This window comes from Bradyrhizobium sp. ARR65 (assembly GCF_000472385.1).
In the GTDB taxonomy this organism is placed as follows: domain Bacteria; phylum Pseudomonadota; class Alphaproteobacteria; order Rhizobiales; family Xanthobacteraceae; genus Bradyrhizobium.
Genome location: NZ_AWZU01000084.1, coordinates 1 through 16906, shown reverse-complemented (window position 1 = coordinate 16906; position 16906 = coordinate 1). Strand labels below are relative to the sequence as shown.

The window sequence follows — 16906 nt, the reverse complement described above, 5'->3', positions numbered from 1 at the left end:
TCGCATCGCGCGGACGACGGTGGCAAACAAGCTGGTTCACCGAGGAGAGCTCGAAGTAAGCCGTAAAACCACTGCGCAGGGAAGGCCGGAGTGTTCTCCGCCTACACCTGTGGTCTTCGCGCTCTTTGCGCGTATTTTTTCGCGCGAGGGCCCACGGGTGCCGGCGGGCACCCGGTCTTCCCTGCGCCCTCTTCTGTGAGGAGGGCGGCAAAAGCCAAAAGCTCGGACGCGAAAGGCGTCGCGAGGAGGCGGAGTCACATCCTCGGCTATGGAAATTGATAGTGGATGTTACGCACAAAGGCGTCGCACCCTTGCTCGTCATGCCCGGGCTTGTCCCGGGCATCCACGCCTTCTCTTGCCAGGAAAACTTCGTGGATGGCCGGGACAGGCCCGGCCATGACGAAGAGAGAGAGCGTTCGTGTGGCCGTGGAGTGCTTCGGTTGCGCTCGCAATGACTGAGGAACAAGATTGAAACGGAATCGTTACGCCCGCGCCAGGCCTCACACCGCCTCGCGTGAGCCCTCGTACAGTCGTGCCAGCAGCGATCTCGGCGTGTCCGATGGCAGCAAGCTTGCAACCGTCACGGTCGGGTCCGAGCGCGAGCGCCGGCCGTTGGAGGTGTGGCGCATCACGCTGGAAAGGCGCCGTGCGACCGCATGCGCTGCCCGCAAGTCAGTGTCGTTGAGCACCACCAGCACCGAGCCGTCGTGGTGGGCCGCGCCGAAGTCGGTCTGCCGCTTGAGACGGCTGATGATGCGTGCGCCATCGAGCTGCGCGCGCGGATATCCCGGATTGAAGGCGAAGCGCACCACCGACAGGCCGCCGCCGCCCGACAGCGTCTGCTCGACAGCTTTGGCAAAATCGCGGGCAAAGGCCGCGCTGGTCAGCAAACCCGTCTTCGGATCGAGCAGGCCGCCGGCGTCGATCGCCGCGAGCGTGCGGCTCAATTGTGCCTCAAACGCGTGCTGCCGGATCAGCGGCAAGGCCGCAGCGGCAATCTCGGCAGGCTGGCCGAAGATCGTTTCGAGATTGGCGAGGTCGTAAGCACGCGCCAACGGACCCGAGGTCAGAGCGATGGGCAGGTGGCGAAAGCGGGAATCCTCCGACAGCACGGTGAGGAAGGCATCGACCACACGTGGCGTGAAACCTTCGCTGAGCACAATGCCGTCGACGTCGCGGTTATTGAGATGGTTCGCGGCCGCCTCGATGCTGAGCGCGCCGACCACGCCCATGCGCTCGCCGAGCGCGACGGAAAGGGCAGGGTAGTTGCCGCCGCGGCCAACCAGGAGCGCGGTGGCATCACGCACGGAATCGATCTCGGGCAAGGGCAGTTGCGTCGCATCGTCCTCGAGCCTGCGCAGCACGGTCGCGTGCAGGGCGCGAATGCGCAAGGCGGCCGAAAGCCGCGCGACCAGGCGGTCCGGGTTGGCTTCGCTGCGCCAGAGCGGAAGGGCGTTGTCCGGCAGCGCGGTCACCGGATTGAGCGCGATCAGCGGAATGTAGGGCTTTCGCGCGCCGACCAGGCTCGCGAGCGCCTCGAATTGGGGCTGGGGCAGATTGGCCGCAGCGACCACGACCGCGGCCGGCTGCACCTCGCGAACCGCGCGTGGCGCTTCCGCAAACTTGGCATCGATCAGCGGAAACAAATTTGCGTCGTCGAGCGCGCGGGCAAAAGAGGGACGCCCCGCACTCGATACGATCAGAATCGGACCTTGCTGGGACATCGACAAACCCGCGACTCGGCAAAGCGTGCTGGAGCCGGAAATCCTAGTGTGCGGGCCTTAATGCAGTGTCAACGGAACCATAACCGCTGGTCTTCAGGCTGGCGCGGTGCGGTCGCGAAATGCTTCCACCATCAATGGGTTGAGCCCGAGTTCGGTCAGTGCCTCGCGGGCGCGGGCGTTGTCCTGGGCTCTTCCGGCCAGGCGATGGCCGCTCAAGCGATCGGGCAGGGCCGTGAGCAGCGCCCCTTGCCCGAGCCGTTTCGACCATTCCTGCAAATCCTGCGACAGGAAACGATAGCCGCCGACTGTCATGATGCCCGACGGCGGCGCGGTGACGCAGATGGCGCCGCTCTGCCGATCGATCCGCGCGGCATATTCGGTGTCGACATAATCGCGCGGCGGCTGTGCGACCAGCGAGTCGCTTGGCGGCGGCGGCGGTGCGTAGGCTGCGACCGTCACCATCGGGCCGCGCAGCCCGAGCGTGCCCTTGGGCGTCAGCAGGATTTCGCCGGCGATCGAGTGGCCCGCGAGCTCGCGCCGCGCGCCGTGCAGTCCCGGCTTGATGGGGGCGGGCGTGCCCTCCTCGGTGCGCCGTGCCCCGAACAGTCCGGCCTCGCCGAACAGGTACACATCCGTCATCGACGTCTGCTGCGCCGTCCAGGCGGGACTGGAGGCCACCTGTTCCGGGGCGCGCCAGAGGCCGATCACACGGCGCAAGCTCGGCAGCCGGCTTGCAAGATCGAGCTCGCCCAGCCGCAAGGCTAATTGGGCAGGCGCAATCAGCGTGTCGCAGCGATGCGCGATGATCTGTTGCTCCAGCACATCGCCATCGAAGGGATGGTGCAGGGCCAGCGTGGCCCCCGACAGCAACCAGCTCACCATCGACGCGGCAAGTCCGGCGAAGGAGCCCGGCGCGAAGGCCGACATGATGATCGCGCCCTGGGGCACATCGCTTTCCAGGGAGATCGCGAGCCCGCCCGCGATCAGGCTGAAATGCGGACGGGGGACGGCGCGAAACCCGTCCGCGGTCATATCGAAGGAAATGATTGCCGCCTTGCGTCCGTCCTGGATGGCGTTGCGCGTCGGCATGGCGTCGCGCGCCATCGCCTGGTCGAGCGAGGCCATGCCCTCCGGCAGGTCGCTGCCGAAGCCGCAGACATGCCGGATCGAAAACACCTCGGCGGCGGCGTTCATGGCGAGGTCGGAATGCAGGACGCCGTCGATCCTGCTGGCGGTGACGATGGCGCGTGCGCTGGTGCGGTTGAGCGCGGCGACCAGATCGGCCTGCCGCCACAATTGCGGGAGCAGCGCCACCACAAGGCCGGCTCGGTGCGCGGCGAGCACCGTCAGCATGAACTCGATCGTATTGGGGAGCTGGACCGCGATCACCGAATGGCTCGGCAGTCCCGCCTCGGTGAAATGGGCCGCCAGCGCCGAAATCGCGCGATCCGCCTCCGCATAGGTCAGGGCTCTCGGCGCCTGACCGGTGATGCGCTGCTTGTTCGGCGGATCGATCAGCGCCAACGTCTCGGGCTTTCGTGCCAGAATGCGCTGGAACAGCACGTCGAGGGTCGGCGAAGCGTTGATCTGGTTCACGTGATCCGGCTCACTTGGCTGACCAGGGCGAGGGGCTCATTTCGCAGGGACGTCTGGTGCTTGATGCTGCCACCAGCTCTCCGGCAGGTAGCCAAAGAGCGAAGTGGCCGCTGGACGTTCTATCCGATTCCAGCGTGCAATCCATTGCTCTCCGGCATTGAGCACGGGAATTGCGTAAAAGCCGGACATCAGGGCCCGGTCCAGCGCGCGCACGGCCGAGACGAAATCGTCATGCCCGCGCGCGGCCAGCAGCGCCGCGATCATGGCGTCGATCGCGGGGTCCTTGGCGCCCATGTAGTTGCGGGTGCCCTTGATGTCCGCGGCCTGGCTGCCCCAATAGAACGACTGTTCATTGCCGGGGGACAGCGACTGGTCCCAACGGTTCTGGATCATGTCGAAATCGAAGTCGAGGCGACGCTGGTCGAACTGTACGGGGTCGACGAGGCGAACCTTCGCCTCGATGCCGGCCCGCTTGACGTTGCCGGCAAACGCCAACGCGATGCGCTCCTGATCGCGGGTGGTGACGAGAATTTCGAAGCTCAGCGGCGCCTTGGTCTGGCGCTGCCGCAGGACGGTGCCGTCGAGATCGTAACCGGCTTCCGACAGCAGCCTGAGCGCGCTGCGCAGGCTTTCGCGGTCTCGTCCCGAACCGTCGGTGACCGGCAGGCGGTAGCTGCCGTCGAGAACGTCGGGCGCGATCCGGGCCGCGAACGGCTTCAAGAGCTCGCGCTCGCGCGCATCGGCGGGGCGCTCATAGGCGGACAATTCGGAGCCGGCAAAAAAGCCGGCCTTGCGCGAATACAGTCCAAAGAAGTAGTTGCGATTGACCCACTCGAAATCGAACAGCAGCGTCAGCGCCCTGCGCACCCTGATATCGGAGAACACCGGGCGGCGGGTGTTGAACACCAGAAATTCCGAAGGCTCGGGCAGGCCGGTCTTGATCGTGTCGCGTATCACCTTGCCGCTGCGTGCGGCCGGAAAATCATAGCCATCGTGCCAGCGCAGCGGCTCGGTTTCCGCGCGAAAGTCGTAGAGGCTGCGCTTGAACGCTTCGAATTGGCTGTTTGCCTCGCGGTAGAAGTCGAGCTTGATCTCATCGAAATTGTACAGCCCGCGGTTGACGGGCAGATCGCGGCCCCAATAGTCGGGATTGCGGGTGAGCGTGACGGAGGTGCCCGGCTTGACCTCGGTGACGCGATAGGGACCGGAACCGACCGGCGCCTTCAACGTGGTTTCCTCAAATGTGGCGATATCGGTCGCATGCCGCGGCAGGATCGGCATCAGGCCGAGGATCAGCGGCAGCTCGCGATCGTTGGCGCCGGCGAGATCGAATCGCACCGCGAGCGCATCCAGCGCTTCGGCCTTGGCGACCTTGGCGTAATATTGCCGGTGATTGGGGCGGCCGTGGTCGCGCAACAGCGCCCAGGAAAACAGCACGTCGTCCGCGGTGACCGGTTCCCCGTCGGAAAAGCGCGCATGCGGGTCGAGATGGAAGGTGACATAATCCCGGGCGTCATCCGTTTCCACCGATTTGGCGAGCAGGCCGTAGAGCGTGAAGGCTTCGTCATTGCCGCGCGCCATGAGGCTTTCGACCACATAGCCGCGGATCTGCTGCACTGCGAGACCTTTGACGATCAGGGGATTGAGGCTGTCGAAAGTTCCGAGCAGTCCCCAGGTGAGTCTCCCGCCCTTTGGCGCGTCGGGATTGACATAGGCCATATGATTGAAGCCGGGCGGCAGGGCCGGAGCGCCATGCATGGCTATGGCAGGGCTTTCCGCTGCAGCGAGCCGCGCGGGGGCTGCAAGAAGAGTGAGGCCAACGCCCAGCGCAAACGCGAGGCCTGCGACGTTGCACTTAGGCCTAAAATCTAACCCGGGGACGTAGGGAATTGATTCGGAATAGCTCACTGGCAGGTTCTAGCATAGCGCATCGCAACAGGTGTGTGACAGCGATCAAAAGCCATCAAACACGCTTGCCGGCATTGATCTTTTGGCTCGCCCCTGTATGAAGGCGGGCGATTGAGAATGGCTGCTGACGTGTCACGTATCCGCCTCAATTGACTAGGAGACAGCCGCGCGAGACGGCGAGGTGCGAGGTGCTAGCGCCTCCGGCGGTTTCGGGCGCTCCCGTTCAGAAAGGGTTTTCCGCAATGAATTTCCGCTATTTGGCCGCGTCGGTCGGGCCGCGTGGGCGGCTACTCGCCTTGTTGGCGGCAACCGCGCTGTCTGTTCCGTTTGTGCCTTACGCCCACGCTCAGGCTCCGGCCCCCGCGCCGGGTGCGAAGAAGGCAGCACCGAAGGCGGCCCCCCATGCGCCGGCTCCGGCAGCTCAGGCGCCTTCGCCTCAGCCCGCCCCGGGGGCCCAGGCGCAGCAGCAGCCGGCCCAGGGTCAGCAGCCGGCCGACCAGCAGATCCAGCTCATCTATGCGCCGTGGACCAAGTTCTGCCTGAAGGGCCAGGACGCCAATGCCAAGCAGGTCTGTTTCACCGGCAAGGACGGCCGCATCGAGTCCGGTCAGCCGGTGATCGCTGCGGTGATCATCGAGCCGGAAGGGGAGCCGAAGAAGATCCTTCGCGTGACGCTGCCGCTCGGCATGCAACTCCAGCACGGCACTCGCATCATCGTCGATAACAACCCGCCGCAGCAGAGCCCTTACGTGATCTGCTTCGCCAACGGCTGTATGTCCGACTACGAGGCGACCCCGGAACTGATCAACAACATGAAGAAGGGCCAGAACCTGGTGGTTCAGGCAATCAATGCCAACGGCGCGCCGCTGACGCTGCCGCTGCCGCTAGGCGAATTTGCCAAGGCCTATGACGGCCCGCCGACCGATCCGAAGGTGTTCGAGGAGACCCAGAAAAAGCTGCAGGAAGAATTGCAGAAGCGTGCCGAAGAGACGCGCAAGAAGCTCGAACAGACCCAACCCCAGCAACAGCAGCAGCCGGCCGGCGGCCCGGCACCCAGCGCGGCTGCCAAATAGCGGCGGCGCGAGCCACAAATTGATTCGAAAAAAGGCGCTTCCGGAAGGAAGCGCCTTTTCATTCAGGATTCTCTTGAGCTTACGGGGCGTATTTCACGCGCCGAATTAGTTCAACGAGGGATTGCGAGGCCGGTAGCCGCCCGATTTGTCCTTGATGAATATCTCGGAGACCTGCGAATGCCGGATCGGCTCCCCGGAATCGTCGGGCAGAAGATTCTGCTCGGAAACATAGGCCACGTATTCGGTTTCCGAGTTCTCGGCGAGCAGATGGTAGAACGGCTGGTCCTTGCGCGGGCGCATCTCCTCCGCGATCGACAGCCACCATTCCTCGGTGTTGTTGAATTCCGGATCGACGTCGAAAATCACGCCCCGGAAAGAAAAGATCCGGTGGCGCACGATCTGACCGATCTGGAACTTGGCGGTTCGCGCTTTGATCATTCCCTGTCGATAGACCATGACGAGCGGGGATGCTAGTGCCGAAGGGCCCGAATTAACCCTTTGTAACAGCCCCAGGGCGGGGGCAGCCTGCCGAAAATCCCTCCGAAATGACCGACATTCTCAATCTGGCCGTTCCTTATTTCGGCCTGATCTTCATCGGCTATGCCTGCGGCAAAGCCAAGAGCCTGCCTGAGGCCGGCCTTGCCTGGATGAATTTCTTCCTGCTCTACGTCTCCCTGCCGGCACTGCTGTTCGTCATCACCTCCAAGACGCCGTTTGCGGAGCTGAACAATCCGCCGTTCCTGATCGCGACCACCTTGGGGACGATGACGGCGTTTGCCCTCGCCTTGCTGATTGGGCGGTTTGCCGGCGGCCTCTCATTGCGTGAAGCGACGCTGGCCGGCCTTTCCGGGGGCTACGGGAATATCGGCTATATGGGCCCGGGACTCGCGCTCGCGGTGCTCGGCGCGAAGGCGGCGGCGCCGACGGCACTCATCTTTTGCTGCGACAGCATCTTCCTGTTCACGATCGTGCCGCTGTTGATCGAATTGACCGACCGCGATCACCCATCGGTGCTGCACGCGCTGGGCCTCGTGGTGCGGCAAATCACGCTCAATCCGCTCATCGTGTCGGCCGCGGCCGGTGCGCTGGCGGCTGGCTTCCACATCCGTTTGCCTGTTGCGATCGACAACACGCTTCTGTTCCTGCAGAACGCCGCAGCGCCCACAGCCCTTTTCGTGCTGGGCGTGACGGTGGCGCTGCGCTCATTCAAGCAGATCCCCTGGGAAGTGCCGGGCGTGATCGCGATCAAGCTCTTGATCCATCCGCTCGCGGCCTTTGGCTTGATGCTGCTGTTTGGGCCGTTCGCGCAGCCCTGGGCCGCGGTTGCGGTGCTGATGGCCTCGCTGCCGCCTGCGCTGAATGTGTTCGTGATCGCGCGGCAGAACGAGGCCTGGATTGAGCAGGCGTCCGTCGCAGTGCTGATCGGAACTTTTGCGTCCGTCGTCACGCTCACCAGCGTGATGTGGTTCATCCAGAGCGGCCGGCTGACCTTCCCATAGGCGTCCGCGGTTTTGCGCGAAAGGCGTGCCAGGACGGCGCCAGCCCTTCGCGCATGGCGAGCCGTCGCAACGGACCGATCGAGCCGATCAGATGCAGGCCGGCGGCGCGGAGCGACTGCATCGGCAGGAAATCGCTGAGCAGCGAACGGTTCGCAACGTCGATGACAAAGGTACGGCTCAATACGTCGGCACGCCGCGCAAAATTGTAGCGCTGCAGCACGTCCGACGCGCCGGGGTCCTTGCCGGCAAGCACCGCCTCACCCACGAGATCGGCAATGTCGGAGGCATCACGCAGGCCCAGATTGAGCCCCTGTGCCCCAATCGGGGGGATCACATGCGCAGCTTCCCCGACCAGGACGATGCGTTTGTGCGCAAATTGCTTCGGCCGCTCGATCGCCAGCGGAAAGACGTGCCGGCCCGCTTCCACCCGAACGCTGCCGAAGATTGAATGCGATTGCTTTTCGGCGGCCTCCGACAACTCCCCGTCGCTCAGCGCCAGCAGTCGCTCAGCCTCCCTGGGCGAGGTGACCCACACGATGCTGCAGCGGTTTCCCGGCAAGGGTACGAAGACGCAGGGGCCGTGAGAGGTGTGAAACTCCGTTGAAACGTTGCGGTGCGGCCGCGCATGGGCGATGTTGAAAGTGAGGGCGGCCTGGTTCAGCTCGCGTTTGGTAACACCGATTCCGGCCGCCTCGCGGCACAGCGAATGCCGTCCGTCGGCGCCCACCACGAGCCGTGCCGAGAGCGAGGCGCCGCTGGTCGTGAGGATCGCAACGTCCGCGTCATTCGAAAGCACGGTTTCGGCTTCGTCATCAAGCCGCATCAGGCCCGCGATTTCCGTCGCCCGTTGTTCCAGCGCCGCGACCAGGACACGGTTTTCGATGTTGTAGCCGAATGCCTCGAGGCCAATTTCGTCTGCGGAAAAGCACACCTCGGGCGCGCGGATCAGCCGCGCTGTGTCATCGACCAGTCGCATTTCGACCAGCGGCGCCGCCTGGTCGCGGCAGCGCTCCCATAGGCCGAGGCCCGTGAGAAAGTCGATGGAGCCGCCAAGCAGGGCGGTGGTGCGATTGTCCGCGTAAGGTGTGCGGCGCGCGATCAGCAACGTGTTGCTGCCGGCCTGAGCCAGCGCAATCGCCGCGGAAAGCCCGGCAGGGCCGCCACCGACCACGGCAACGTCGTAGGTCACTGGAGCGTTACTCATGACCCGACAATTCACCCTTCGGGCGACATTTTCAAGATCGCCGGTCCTGCGCCTTTCTTCCTGTGCAATAACGCGGCGGAAGGCCGCAAGGTCCGGTGTGCAAATCCCTCCGATTCCTGATAGCACTGCGCCGGCCATGATGGAGCAAGTCAGCCAGCCGGATATGCCGCACGCCGCGCCGGGTGCCCGGGCCGCCGCGTTCTCTGTGCATGTCTTAACCGCGCTCGGTGCCGGCATCGCATTGCTGGCACTGCTGGAAGCGGTGCGCGAGCACTGGGCCGCGATGTTTTTCTGGCTTGGCGCGGCGCTGATCATCGACGGGGCCGACGGTCCGCTGGCAAGGCGGCTGGACGTGGTGCGATTGCAGCCAAACTGGTCGGGCGACGTGCTCGATCTCGTGGTCGATTTCGTCACTTATGTCTTTGTGCCGGCCTATGCCATTACGGCCGGCGGACTGCTGTTGCCGCTGGCTGCGCCGCTGCTGGGCATCGGGATCACCGTGTCCGGCGCGCTCTACTTCGCCGATCGCCGCATGAAGGGGGTGGATAACCATTTCCGCGGCTTTCCTGGACTATGGAATCTGGCCGCGTTCTACCTGTTTCTGCTGCATTGGCCGCCGGCGCTGTCGAGCGTGGTCGTGCTCGTCCTGATCGCGGCGACCTTTCTGCCCTTCCACGTCTTGCACCCGGTTCGTACGCTTCGGCTGCGCTGGCTGACACTGGCCTTGATGGTGCTCTGGGCCGTGCTTTCCCTGCATGTGCTGCTCAGGGATTTCGATGTGGGGATGCCGGTCGTCATAGCCTTGTGCGCGATCGCGGCCTATGTCGTCGCCAGCGACGCCGCAATCCGTTTCCTGAGATCTTTGAAGTCATGATCCAACTGCTACTCAGCCCAGAGGCTTGGGCGGCGCTGTTGACGTTGACGGCGCTCGAGATCGTGCTCGGCATCGACAACGTCATCTTCATCTCCGTGATCGTGTCGCGCATCCAGGAGCCGCTGGCGAGGCGCGCGCGCCAAATCGGACTCGCCCTGGCGCTCTTATTCCGGATTTTGCTCCTCAGTCTCCTGGTCTGGCTGATCGGTTTGACCGAGGCTGTGCTGACCGTACGCGACGTGGCGTTTTCCTGGCGCGACATCATTCTGATCGGCGGCGGATTGTTTTTGATCGCCAAGGCGACTCACGAGATCCATGGCGAGGTCGAGAGCGACGAGGAGGCGCCCGCGAAGGGGCGGGGCGCAAGCGCGTTTGTTTGGGTGATTGCGCAGATCGTCGTGATCGACGTCGTGTTCTCGCTCGACTCCATCATCACCGCCATCGGCATGGCGCAGGACCTCGCCATCATGATCGCGGCGGTGGTGATCGCCTGTATCATCATGTATGCCTCCTCAGGCCCGATCGCCCGCTTCGTCGCGAACCATCCGACCACCAAGATGCTGGCGCTCGCGTTTTTGGTCCTGATCGGCGTCGCGCTGGTCGCCGATGGATTCCACTTCCACATTCCGCGCGGCTACATCTATTTCGCGATCGCCTTCTCGGCCGCAGTGGAATTCTTCAACATGCTCGCGAGGCGCAACCGGAGAGCGGGCGGCTGATGCGCATTCTGCGACCGTCGAGTTGACAAGACGGGTGCGATGGCATTCGTTTCACTTTTAGCAAATCGCCAGGGGAGGTGAGTGATGGTCAAGGCCGTGCGCGTGCACAAGGTGGGCGGGCCGGAAGCGCTGGTCTATGAGGCCATCGACGTGCCGACCCCCGCAACCGGCGAGGTGCGCGTCCGCCAGCACGCGGTTGGTCTGAACTTCATCGACACTTATTACCGCACCGGCCTCTATAAGGCTCCGGGATTGCCATTCATCGCGGGCAACGAAGCCGCGGGCGAAGTGGTCGCCGTCGGCCCTGGAGTGACGCATTTTCATCCCGGCGATCGCGTCGCCTATTACACCAATCTCGGCGGCTATGCGAGCGAGCGCAACATTGCATGGGACAAGCTGGTCAAGCTGCCCGACCATATCACCTATGAGCAAGGCGCCGTCTTGATGCTGAAGGGCCTGACGGTCTGGTACCTCCTGCACAAGACGTTCAAGGTCGAACCGCATCACCGCGTGCTGATCCATGCCGCCGCCGGCGGCATCGGGCTGCTCGCCTGCCAATGGGCGCGCGCGAAGGGCGCGCATGTGATCGGCACTGTGGGATCGAAGGCGAAGGCGGAGCTTGCGCTCGCGAACGGCTGCGATCACGTGATCCTCTACAACGAGGAGGATTTCGTGGCGCGCGTGAAGCAGATCAGCCGCAACGAATTGTGTGACGTCGTTTATGACGGCGTCGGCAAGGCGACTTTTCCCGGCTCGCTGTCCTGTTTGAAACGGCGCGGCTTGTTCGTCAGCTTCGGCAACGCCTCAGGACCCGTGCCACCTTTCGCGATCGCCGAGTTGAACAATCACGGCTCGCTGTTTGCGACGCGCCCAAAACTGAACGACTATATCGGCACCCGCAAGGAATTGCTTGAGGGTGCCGACACGCTGTTCGCAGCCGTCATCAACGGCACACTGCACGTCCCCATCAATCATGCCTATGCTCTGAAGGACGCGGCCAAGGCCCATGTCGATCTGGAGAGCCGCGCGACGACAGGGGCTTCGATCCTGAAGCCGTAGCCGCCCTGTCGCGATGTGCCGTTCGTCGCGGGCCGTGGTGCCATATGCTATGCAGCGGTGCTCCATTCAAACAGCTCATCCAGGCCTGCGGTTTCGGGAAGTCCGAGCATCAGATTGAGATTCTGCACCGCGGCACCTGACGCGCCCTTGCCGAGATTGTCGAGCACGGCCACAAGCCTAGCTTGCCCAAGTTTATCCGAGCCGAACACGTAAAGCTTCAATCTGTTGGTCCCGTTCAAGGCCTCCGGCGCCAGAGTCGTGATGGACGCCGCTTCATCCAGTGTCGCCACGTCAACAAAATGCTCACCGGCATAGGCTTTGGCGAAAGTGGCATGAAGATCGGCAAGCGCCGGCTTGGCCGGCAGCGCATAAAGGGGGAGCGGCACTTCGACGATCATGCCCTGGGCATAACGGCCGACCGCTGGCGCAAACAGCGGAGCATGATCGAGCCCGCCATGCGACCTCATCTCAGGGACATGTTTATGGGCCAGAGATAGCGCGTAGACGCGATAGGGAGCGCGCGTGAACACCGGCGAGGCTTCGTCTTCGAATTCTTCGATCATCTTGCGGCCGCCGCCGGTGTAGCCGGAGACCGCGTTGACGGTGACCGGCCAACTGCGTGGCAACAGGCCGGAATCCACCAGCGGCCGCACCAGCGCTATGAAGCCGGTCGGATAGCAACCAGGATTGGCCACAAAGCGCGCCTTGGCAATCGCCTCGCGCTGTCCCTTTGCCATTTCCGGAAAGCCGTAGGCCCAGCCGTCCAGGGTCCTGTGCGCGGTCGAGGCGTCGATCACGCGAACAGCCTTGTTTTCGATCAGGGTCACGGCCTCGCGCGCCGCATCGTCGGGCAGACAGAGGATTGCCACGTCGGCGCCGTTGAGCATCTCCTTTCGCGCCTGCGGGTCCTTCCGCCGCGCCGACTCGATCGAGATGAGCTCGACATCGGTCCGACCGAGCAACCTCTGGCGGATTTGCAGGCCCGTCGTTCCGGCCTCGCCATCGATGAAGACTTTCGCTGCCATGTTCGTATGTTCCAATTTCCTTCGCTACGCCACCCGCCTCGCGGCTCCGGCCTTGGTCAGCATCGTGTCGAGCTGATCGGTCATCTGCAAGATCTCCTCCCGCGTGACATTGAGCGCGGGCATAAAGCGCAGCGTGTCCGGCCGCGGCGAGTTGAGCAATAACCCGGCTTCAAGCGCCTGCGCTACCAGCGCGGCACCAATTGGCAGCTTCAGATCCAGCGCGAGCAGCAGGCCGCGCCCGCGCACCTCGCCGAGGCCGTGCCGCGTCGACAGGCGCTGCAATTCAGCTTCCAAGAACAGGCCGGTATCAGCCACCGATTTCAGGAACGCCGGCCGGCTGACCTCGTCGAATACCGCAAGGCCCGCCGCGCACATCAGCGAATTGCCATTGAATGTGCCGCCTTGGTCGCCATGCTCGAAACAGGAGGCGCGTTCGGTGGCGAGCAGTGCGGCGAGCGGCGCGCCTCCGCCAATGCCCTTGCCGAGTGTCATGATGTCGGGCGTGATCTCCGCATGCTCGTAATGGAAGAGCTTTCCGGTACGGCCCATGCCGGTCTGTATCTCGTCGAAAATCAAGAGCAGGCCCTGCTCCTGCGTCAGTGTCCGCAAATCCTTCAAGAATTGGTCGGTCGCCGGCCACACGCCGGCTTCGCCCTGGATCGGCTCCAGCATCACGGCGACGGTGTTCTTGTTGATCAGCTCGCGGACGGAGGCGATGTCGTTCAACCGCGCCTTGGAGAAACCCTTGACCTTGGGTTCGAACAGCGGCTCGAAGGCCTTCTTGCCCGAGGCGGACATGGTCGCCAGCGTCCGGCCATGAAAACCGCCTTCGAAAGTAATAATTTCGAACGCGCCGCCCTTATGCAAGGCGCCATATTTGCGTGCGAGCTTGATGGCACCTTCATTGGCTTCCGCGCCCGAATTGGCGAAGAACACCTGGTCGAAGCAGCTCTTCTCGACCAGCGCCTTGGCGAGTCTGAGGCTCGCCGCGTTGTAATAGGCAGGGCTTGCTGTGATCAGGGTTTTCGCCTGACTCGCGATCGCTTGCGCCACAAAAGGCGGCGAATGTCCGAGGCAGTTCACCGCCCAGCCCTGAATGAAATCCAGGTAGCGCTTGCCGGTATCATCCCACAGCCAAGAGCCTTCGCCGCGCACGAACACCTTCTTCGGGCGCGCGGTGATGTCCATCAGCGCATCAAACGGATGGGCGGCGTTGGTCATGTCCGATGTCTCCTGCAGTGGGATCAAACGTGGGGCTGAAATGCAGAGAAGGCCGCAACTTCCTGGGTTGCGGCCTTCTCGAAAACCTCAGAGCTGATAATCTGTTCAGCGCTGGCGTCGGACATGGCGCAACCCGTCATCGTCACGGCGGTGACGACGGAAAGCTGCGCGGCGCTGGGTCCGAGTGAAGATCATGGCGCGTGCCCTTACAGCCGAAGGGCACCGGTGTCAAGCAGCCCGGAAACCCGGACGTTCCTGGTCTGACGCGGGAGGCTCGTACCAGACGGTAACAACGATGCAAGGAGAGGTCCCATCGCCCGACTTCTTGGCGATGGCCGTGACCACAGTCTCGGATTTGATGATGCTCGCAGAACCGAGCTTCTCCAGCCAGACGTTGATCTGCTCTTCGATCACGCTCGGGCTGACATCCATAAAGATCTTGACCTTCAGGGGCCTCGGCATTGTGTGTTCTCCTGCAGCGTTAGATCAAACCAGGATACCATCAGCGCCAAGGGGCAGGGGCTCAAAAGCCCGCGACGCTGCCGTGCAGATCGTATTCGTTCGAGCGGTCGATCTTCGCCGTGACGATTTCGCCGACGCGCAACGGGCGGCGGCTTGAGAGATAGACCGAGCCATCAATCTCCGGCGCGTCGGCCTTTGAACGACCCTTCGCCGCTGTCGGCCCGACTTCGTCGATGATGACCTGCTGTCGCGTGCCGACCTTGCGCTTGAGCCTGCGCGCGGAGATCTTTTGCTGGCGTGCCATCAGCGCCTTCCAGCGCTCCTGTTTGACCTCGTCGGGCACGGGATTGGGCAGCGCATTCGACGTCGCACCCGCCACGGGCTCGTATTTGAAGCAGCCGACGCGATCGAGCTCGGCCTCATCAAGCCAATCCAGCAGATAAGCGAAATCGGATTCGGTCTCGCCGGGGAAGCCGACGATGAAGGTCGAGCGCAGGGCGAGTTCCGGACAGTCGGCGCGCCATTTTGCGATTCGCGACAGCGTCTTGTCCTGCGCCGCGGGACGCCGCATCGCCCTCAGGATTTCGGGGCTTGCGTGCTGGAAGGGAATGTCGAGATAGGGCAGCACCTTGCCTTCGGCCATCAACGGGATGACCTCGTCGACATGGGGGTAGGGATAAACGTATTGCAGCCGCACCCAAGCACCGAGTTCGCCGAGCTCGCGTGCAAGATCGACGAATTTGGCGCGGACCTCGCGGTCCTTCCAGGGGCTTGCCGCATAGCGCAGATCGACGCCGTAGGCCGAGGTGTCTTGCGAAATGACCAGGAGCTCCTTGACGCCCGCGCCCACCAGCCGCTCCGCCTCGCGTAGCACGTCGTCGGCAGGTCGCGACATCAGGTCGCCCCGCAATTTCGGGATGATGCAGAAGCTGCAGCGGTTGTTGCAGCCTTCGGAGATCTTCAGATACGCGTAGTGCCGCGGGGTCAATTTGATACCTTGCGGCGGCACCAGGTCGAGATGGGGATTGTGCACTGGAGGCAGCGCCCGGTGCACAGCATCCAACACGGTCTCATACTGCTGCGGTCCAGTGATCGAAAGCACGCCGGGATAGGCGGTTTCGATCGCTTCCGGTTCCGCCCCCATGCAGCCGGTAACGATGACCTTGCCGTTCTCCGCCATGGCCTCGCCGATGGCGGCAAGCGATTCCTGCTTGGCGCTGTCCAGGAACCCGCAGGTATTGACGATGACGATGTCGGCGCCATCATGCTTGCGGGCGAGCTCATAGCCTTCCGCACGCAGGCGCGTGATGATCCGCTCGGAGTCCACGAGCGCCTTGGGGCAGCCGAGGCTGTGGAAGCTAATGCGCGGCGCTCTATCCATGTAATCGGCTCTGAATCGTCTCTGAATTGTCGGGGTATTCGGTCTAACTAATTGTGCCCATAGAAAAATTCAATTAGCGAAAGCGTTGCTATGGTGGCGTGTTGCACGTAATAGGCGACTGGAATCCACCAATGCCTTGGGACCTGTTAGATTCATGAACGGCCGAAACTCGGCCCAATCGAGCCGCAGAACTTCATCAACAAGGGGGCGTATGGGCGACGCATGCTTCGGAGTGAAGCTGTAGCCCACAACGTTGTCGGAGCCGCCTTAGGGGCCTTACTTTGGGGTAGCGTGCGCCGAAAAGTTTAGCCGCTCCAGGCCGAGATATTGTTGGTGCTCCAATTGCGCTGATAAATTCAACGGTGGCAACAAACTGATTTCCAATGGACCGGAAGAGCGATCGTGAGCACGTACGAGCAAGACATTCGGAGAGCGCTCAAGGCCGAACTCGGCTCGGGTTGTTTGAGAGAGATCGGCCCGGCTGAGGATATTTTCGACTTACTGAGGAAGGCGTACCCCCTCAGCGGTTCGAAGATCGATTGGAGGCTTGTCCCGGGTGCCGTCGAGTGCACCGCCGGAGACGGATTGAAGCAAATCAGTCGATTCCTGAGATTCTTCGATGAAATGTGTAGCCGTTTCGAATTGAGCGGCCCGGTCATTTATGTCGGCGACAGCGCGACAGAATTCGCACTGGCCGGATCGCTTGAAACAATGCGTCGGGTTTCGTCAGTACTCATTGAAATTCCGCAGCATCACTACTTCGTTGGCCCAAACGCGTCTTGGTGCATTTGTTTGACGATGGAGAACGATTTAGATTTTGCCACCTCTGATATGCCACCCTTTAGAGCGGTTCACGATTTTATTGAATCGAGGGGATTCCGCTGGAGGGCGGCTTGTGATTCAAGATGCTGGCTGGAGTGGAGGCCAGCATCTGATGGTCCGACCTCTTTCCAATGATCTGCGCAAGCGTGTGGTTGCGGCGGTTGCGAAGGGTGAGAGTTGCCGTTCCGTGGCACTGCGGTTCGGCGTTGCAGTGTCCTCGGTGGTGAAGTGGTCGCAGCGCTATCGCTCGACCGGTTCAGTCGTGCCCGACAGGATGGGCGGGCACCGCAAGCGGGTGCTGGAGCCACACGGGGCCTTCATCAAGGAACGGCTTCGCCA

At 63.0% G+C, this 16906-nt stretch carries 16 protein-coding genes; 7 read left to right on the top strand and 9 right to left on the bottom strand.

Annotated features, from left to right (window positions below; genetic code table 11):
• Positions 1 to 500: 500 nt before the first annotated feature.
• The 3 genes from F758_RS0141050 to F758_RS0141040 all read right to left on the bottom strand — a co-directional run bounded on the left by F758_RS0141050 (position 501) and on the right by F758_RS0141040 (position 5147).
• Positions 501 to 1724, bottom strand: coding sequence for a nucleotidyl cyclase domain-containing protein (locus F758_RS0141050; protein WP_024513242.1), 1224 nt, complete (start codon positions 1722 to 1724; stop codon positions 501 to 503).
• A gap of 93 nt (positions 1725 to 1817) precedes the next feature.
• The gene (locus tag F758_RS0141045) at positions 1818 to 3320 is read right to left on the bottom strand and encodes an AMP-binding protein (protein WP_024513241.1); all 1503 of its coding nucleotides are present in this window, start codon (positions 3318 to 3320) and stop codon (positions 1818 to 1820) included.
• Positions 3321 to 3356: 36 nt separating this feature from the next.
• Positions 3357 to 5147: an extracellular solute-binding protein gene (locus F758_RS0141040; protein ID WP_245286753.1), complete on the bottom strand. Its 1791-nt coding sequence runs from the start codon at positions 5145 to 5147 to the stop codon at positions 3357 to 3359.
• A 323-nt stretch (positions 5148 to 5470) separates the two neighbouring features.
• Here F758_RS0141040 and F758_RS0141035 point away from each other — a divergent pair, with 323 nt between their 5' ends.
• Complete coding sequence (locus F758_RS0141035; RefSeq protein ID WP_024513239.1) at positions 5471 to 6301, top strand: invasion associated locus B family protein; 831 nt, start codon at positions 5471 to 5473, stop codon at positions 6299 to 6301.
• A 105-nt stretch (positions 6302 to 6406) separates the two neighbouring features.
• Here the strand turns inward: F758_RS0141035 and hspQ are convergent, their stop codons facing one another.
• Positions 6407 to 6739 (bottom strand): heat shock protein HspQ, encoded by a 333-nt coding sequence (gene hspQ, locus F758_RS0141030; RefSeq protein ID WP_024513238.1) that lies wholly within the window; start codon positions 6737 to 6739, stop codon positions 6407 to 6409.
• 107 nt (positions 6740 to 6846) lie between these two features.
• On the opposite strand from hspQ, the gene F758_RS0141025 reads away from it, so the two are divergent.
• Positions 6847 to 7800, top strand: coding sequence for an AEC family transporter (locus F758_RS0141025; RefSeq protein WP_024513237.1), 954 nt, complete (start codon positions 6847 to 6849; stop codon positions 7798 to 7800).
• Here F758_RS0141025 and F758_RS0141020 read toward each other — a convergent pair.
• Positions 7769 to 9004, bottom strand: a complete 1236-nt coding sequence (locus F758_RS0141020) for a UbiH/UbiF family hydroxylase (RefSeq protein ID WP_024513236.1) — start codon at positions 9002 to 9004, stop codon at positions 7769 to 7771. The two genes, F758_RS0141025 and F758_RS0141020, sit on opposite strands and share 32 nt — an antisense overlap.
• A 139-nt stretch (positions 9005 to 9143) precedes the next feature.
• Between F758_RS0141020 and pcsA the strand changes: the two genes are divergently transcribed.
• From pcsA to F758_RS0141005, 3 genes are all read left to right on the top strand, one after another.
• Complete coding sequence (pcsA, locus tag F758_RS0141015; RefSeq protein ID WP_024513235.1) at positions 9144 to 9878, top strand: phosphatidylcholine synthase; 735 nt, start codon at positions 9144 to 9146, stop codon at positions 9876 to 9878.
• Entirely contained in the window at positions 9875 to 10597 is a 723-nt protein-coding gene (locus F758_RS0141010; RefSeq protein ID WP_024513234.1) for a TerC family protein, read from the top strand. Before pcsA ends, F758_RS0141010 begins: the two co-directional genes overlap by 4 nt.
• An 84-nt stretch (positions 10598 to 10681) precedes the next feature.
• Positions 10682 to 11656: a quinone oxidoreductase family protein gene (locus F758_RS0141005; RefSeq protein WP_024513233.1), complete on the top strand. Its 975-nt coding sequence runs from the start codon at positions 10682 to 10684 to the stop codon at positions 11654 to 11656.
• Between the two features lie 47 nt (positions 11657 to 11703).
• Here the strand turns inward: F758_RS0141005 and argC are convergent, their stop codons facing one another.
• The 4 genes from argC to rimO all read right to left on the bottom strand — a co-directional run bounded on the left by argC (position 11704) and on the right by rimO (position 15745).
• Positions 11704 to 12681, bottom strand: a complete 978-nt coding sequence (gene argC / locus F758_RS0141000) for an N-acetyl-gamma-glutamyl-phosphate reductase (RefSeq protein WP_024513232.1) — start codon at positions 12679 to 12681, stop codon at positions 11704 to 11706.
• A gap of 24 nt (positions 12682 to 12705) precedes the next feature.
• Positions 12706 to 13902 carry an acetylornithine transaminase gene (locus F758_RS0140995; RefSeq protein ID WP_024513231.1) on the bottom strand — a complete coding sequence of 399 codons (1197 nt, stop codon included), beginning with the start codon at positions 13900 to 13902 and terminating at the stop codon, positions 12706 to 12708.
• A 228-nt stretch (positions 13903 to 14130) separates the two neighbouring features.
• Complete coding sequence (locus F758_RS0140985; protein WP_024513230.1) at positions 14131 to 14364, bottom strand: hypothetical protein; 234 nt, start codon at positions 14362 to 14364, stop codon at positions 14131 to 14133.
• Positions 14365 to 14425: 61 nt separating this feature from the next.
• Positions 14426 to 15745 (bottom strand): 30S ribosomal protein S12 methylthiotransferase RimO, encoded by a 1320-nt coding sequence (rimO, locus tag F758_RS0140980; protein WP_024513229.1) that lies wholly within the window; start codon positions 15743 to 15745, stop codon positions 14426 to 14428.
• 402 nt (positions 15746 to 16147) lie between these two features.
• On the opposite strand from rimO, the gene F758_RS0140975 reads away from it, so the two are divergent.
• Both F758_RS0140975 and F758_RS0140970 read left to right on the top strand, forming a co-directional pair.
• The gene (locus F758_RS0140975) at positions 16148 to 16702 is read left to right on the top strand and encodes a hypothetical protein (RefSeq protein WP_024513228.1); all 555 of its coding nucleotides are present in this window, start codon (positions 16148 to 16150) and stop codon (positions 16700 to 16702) included.
• A partial coding sequence (locus tag F758_RS0140970; protein WP_024513227.1) for a helix-turn-helix domain-containing protein occupies positions 16680 to 16906 on the top strand: 227 nt, incomplete at its 3' end. The genes F758_RS0140975 and F758_RS0140970, both read left to right, overlap by 23 nt.

Bases quoted from the DNA above. Each gene is read 5' to 3' on its own strand.
- F758_RS0141005 (WP_024513233.1), top strand. From the start codon at position 10,682: ATGGTCAAGGCCGTGCGCGTGCACAAGGTGGGCGGGCCGGAAGCGCTG.
- F758_RS0140985 (WP_024513230.1), bottom strand. From the start codon at position 14,364: ATGCCGAGGCCCCTGAAGGTCAAGATCTTTATGGATGTCAGCCCGAGC.
- argC (WP_024513232.1), bottom strand. From the start codon at position 12,681: ATGGCAGCGAAAGTCTTCATCGATGGCGAGGCCGGAACGACGGGCCTG.
- F758_RS0141020 (WP_024513236.1), bottom strand. From the start codon at position 9,004: ATGAGTAACGCTCCAGTGACCTACGACGTTGCCGTGGTCGGTGGCGGC.
- rimO (WP_024513229.1), bottom strand. From the start codon at position 15,745: ATGGATAGAGCGCCGCGCATTAGCTTCCACAGCCTCGGCTGCCCCAAG.
- F758_RS0141025 (WP_024513237.1), top strand. From the start codon at position 6,847: ATGACCGACATTCTCAATCTGGCCGTTCCTTATTTCGGCCTGATCTTC.
- pcsA (WP_024513235.1), top strand. From the start codon at position 9,144: ATGGAGCAAGTCAGCCAGCCGGATATGCCGCACGCCGCGCCGGGTGCC.
- hspQ (WP_024513238.1), bottom strand. From the start codon at position 6,739: ATGATCAAAGCGCGAACCGCCAAGTTCCAGATCGGTCAGATCGTGCGC.
- F758_RS0141010 (WP_024513234.1), top strand. From the start codon at position 9,875: ATGATCCAACTGCTACTCAGCCCAGAGGCTTGGGCGGCGCTGTTGACG.
- F758_RS0141035 (WP_024513239.1), top strand. From the start codon at position 5,471: ATGAATTTCCGCTATTTGGCCGCGTCGGTCGGGCCGCGTGGGCGGCTA.
- F758_RS0141050 (WP_024513242.1), bottom strand. From the start codon at position 1,724: ATGTCCCAGCAAGGTCCGATTCTGATCGTATCGAGTGCGGGGCGTCCC.
- F758_RS0140995 (WP_024513231.1), bottom strand. From the start codon at position 13,902: ATGACCAACGCCGCCCATCCGTTTGATGCGCTGATGGACATCACCGCG.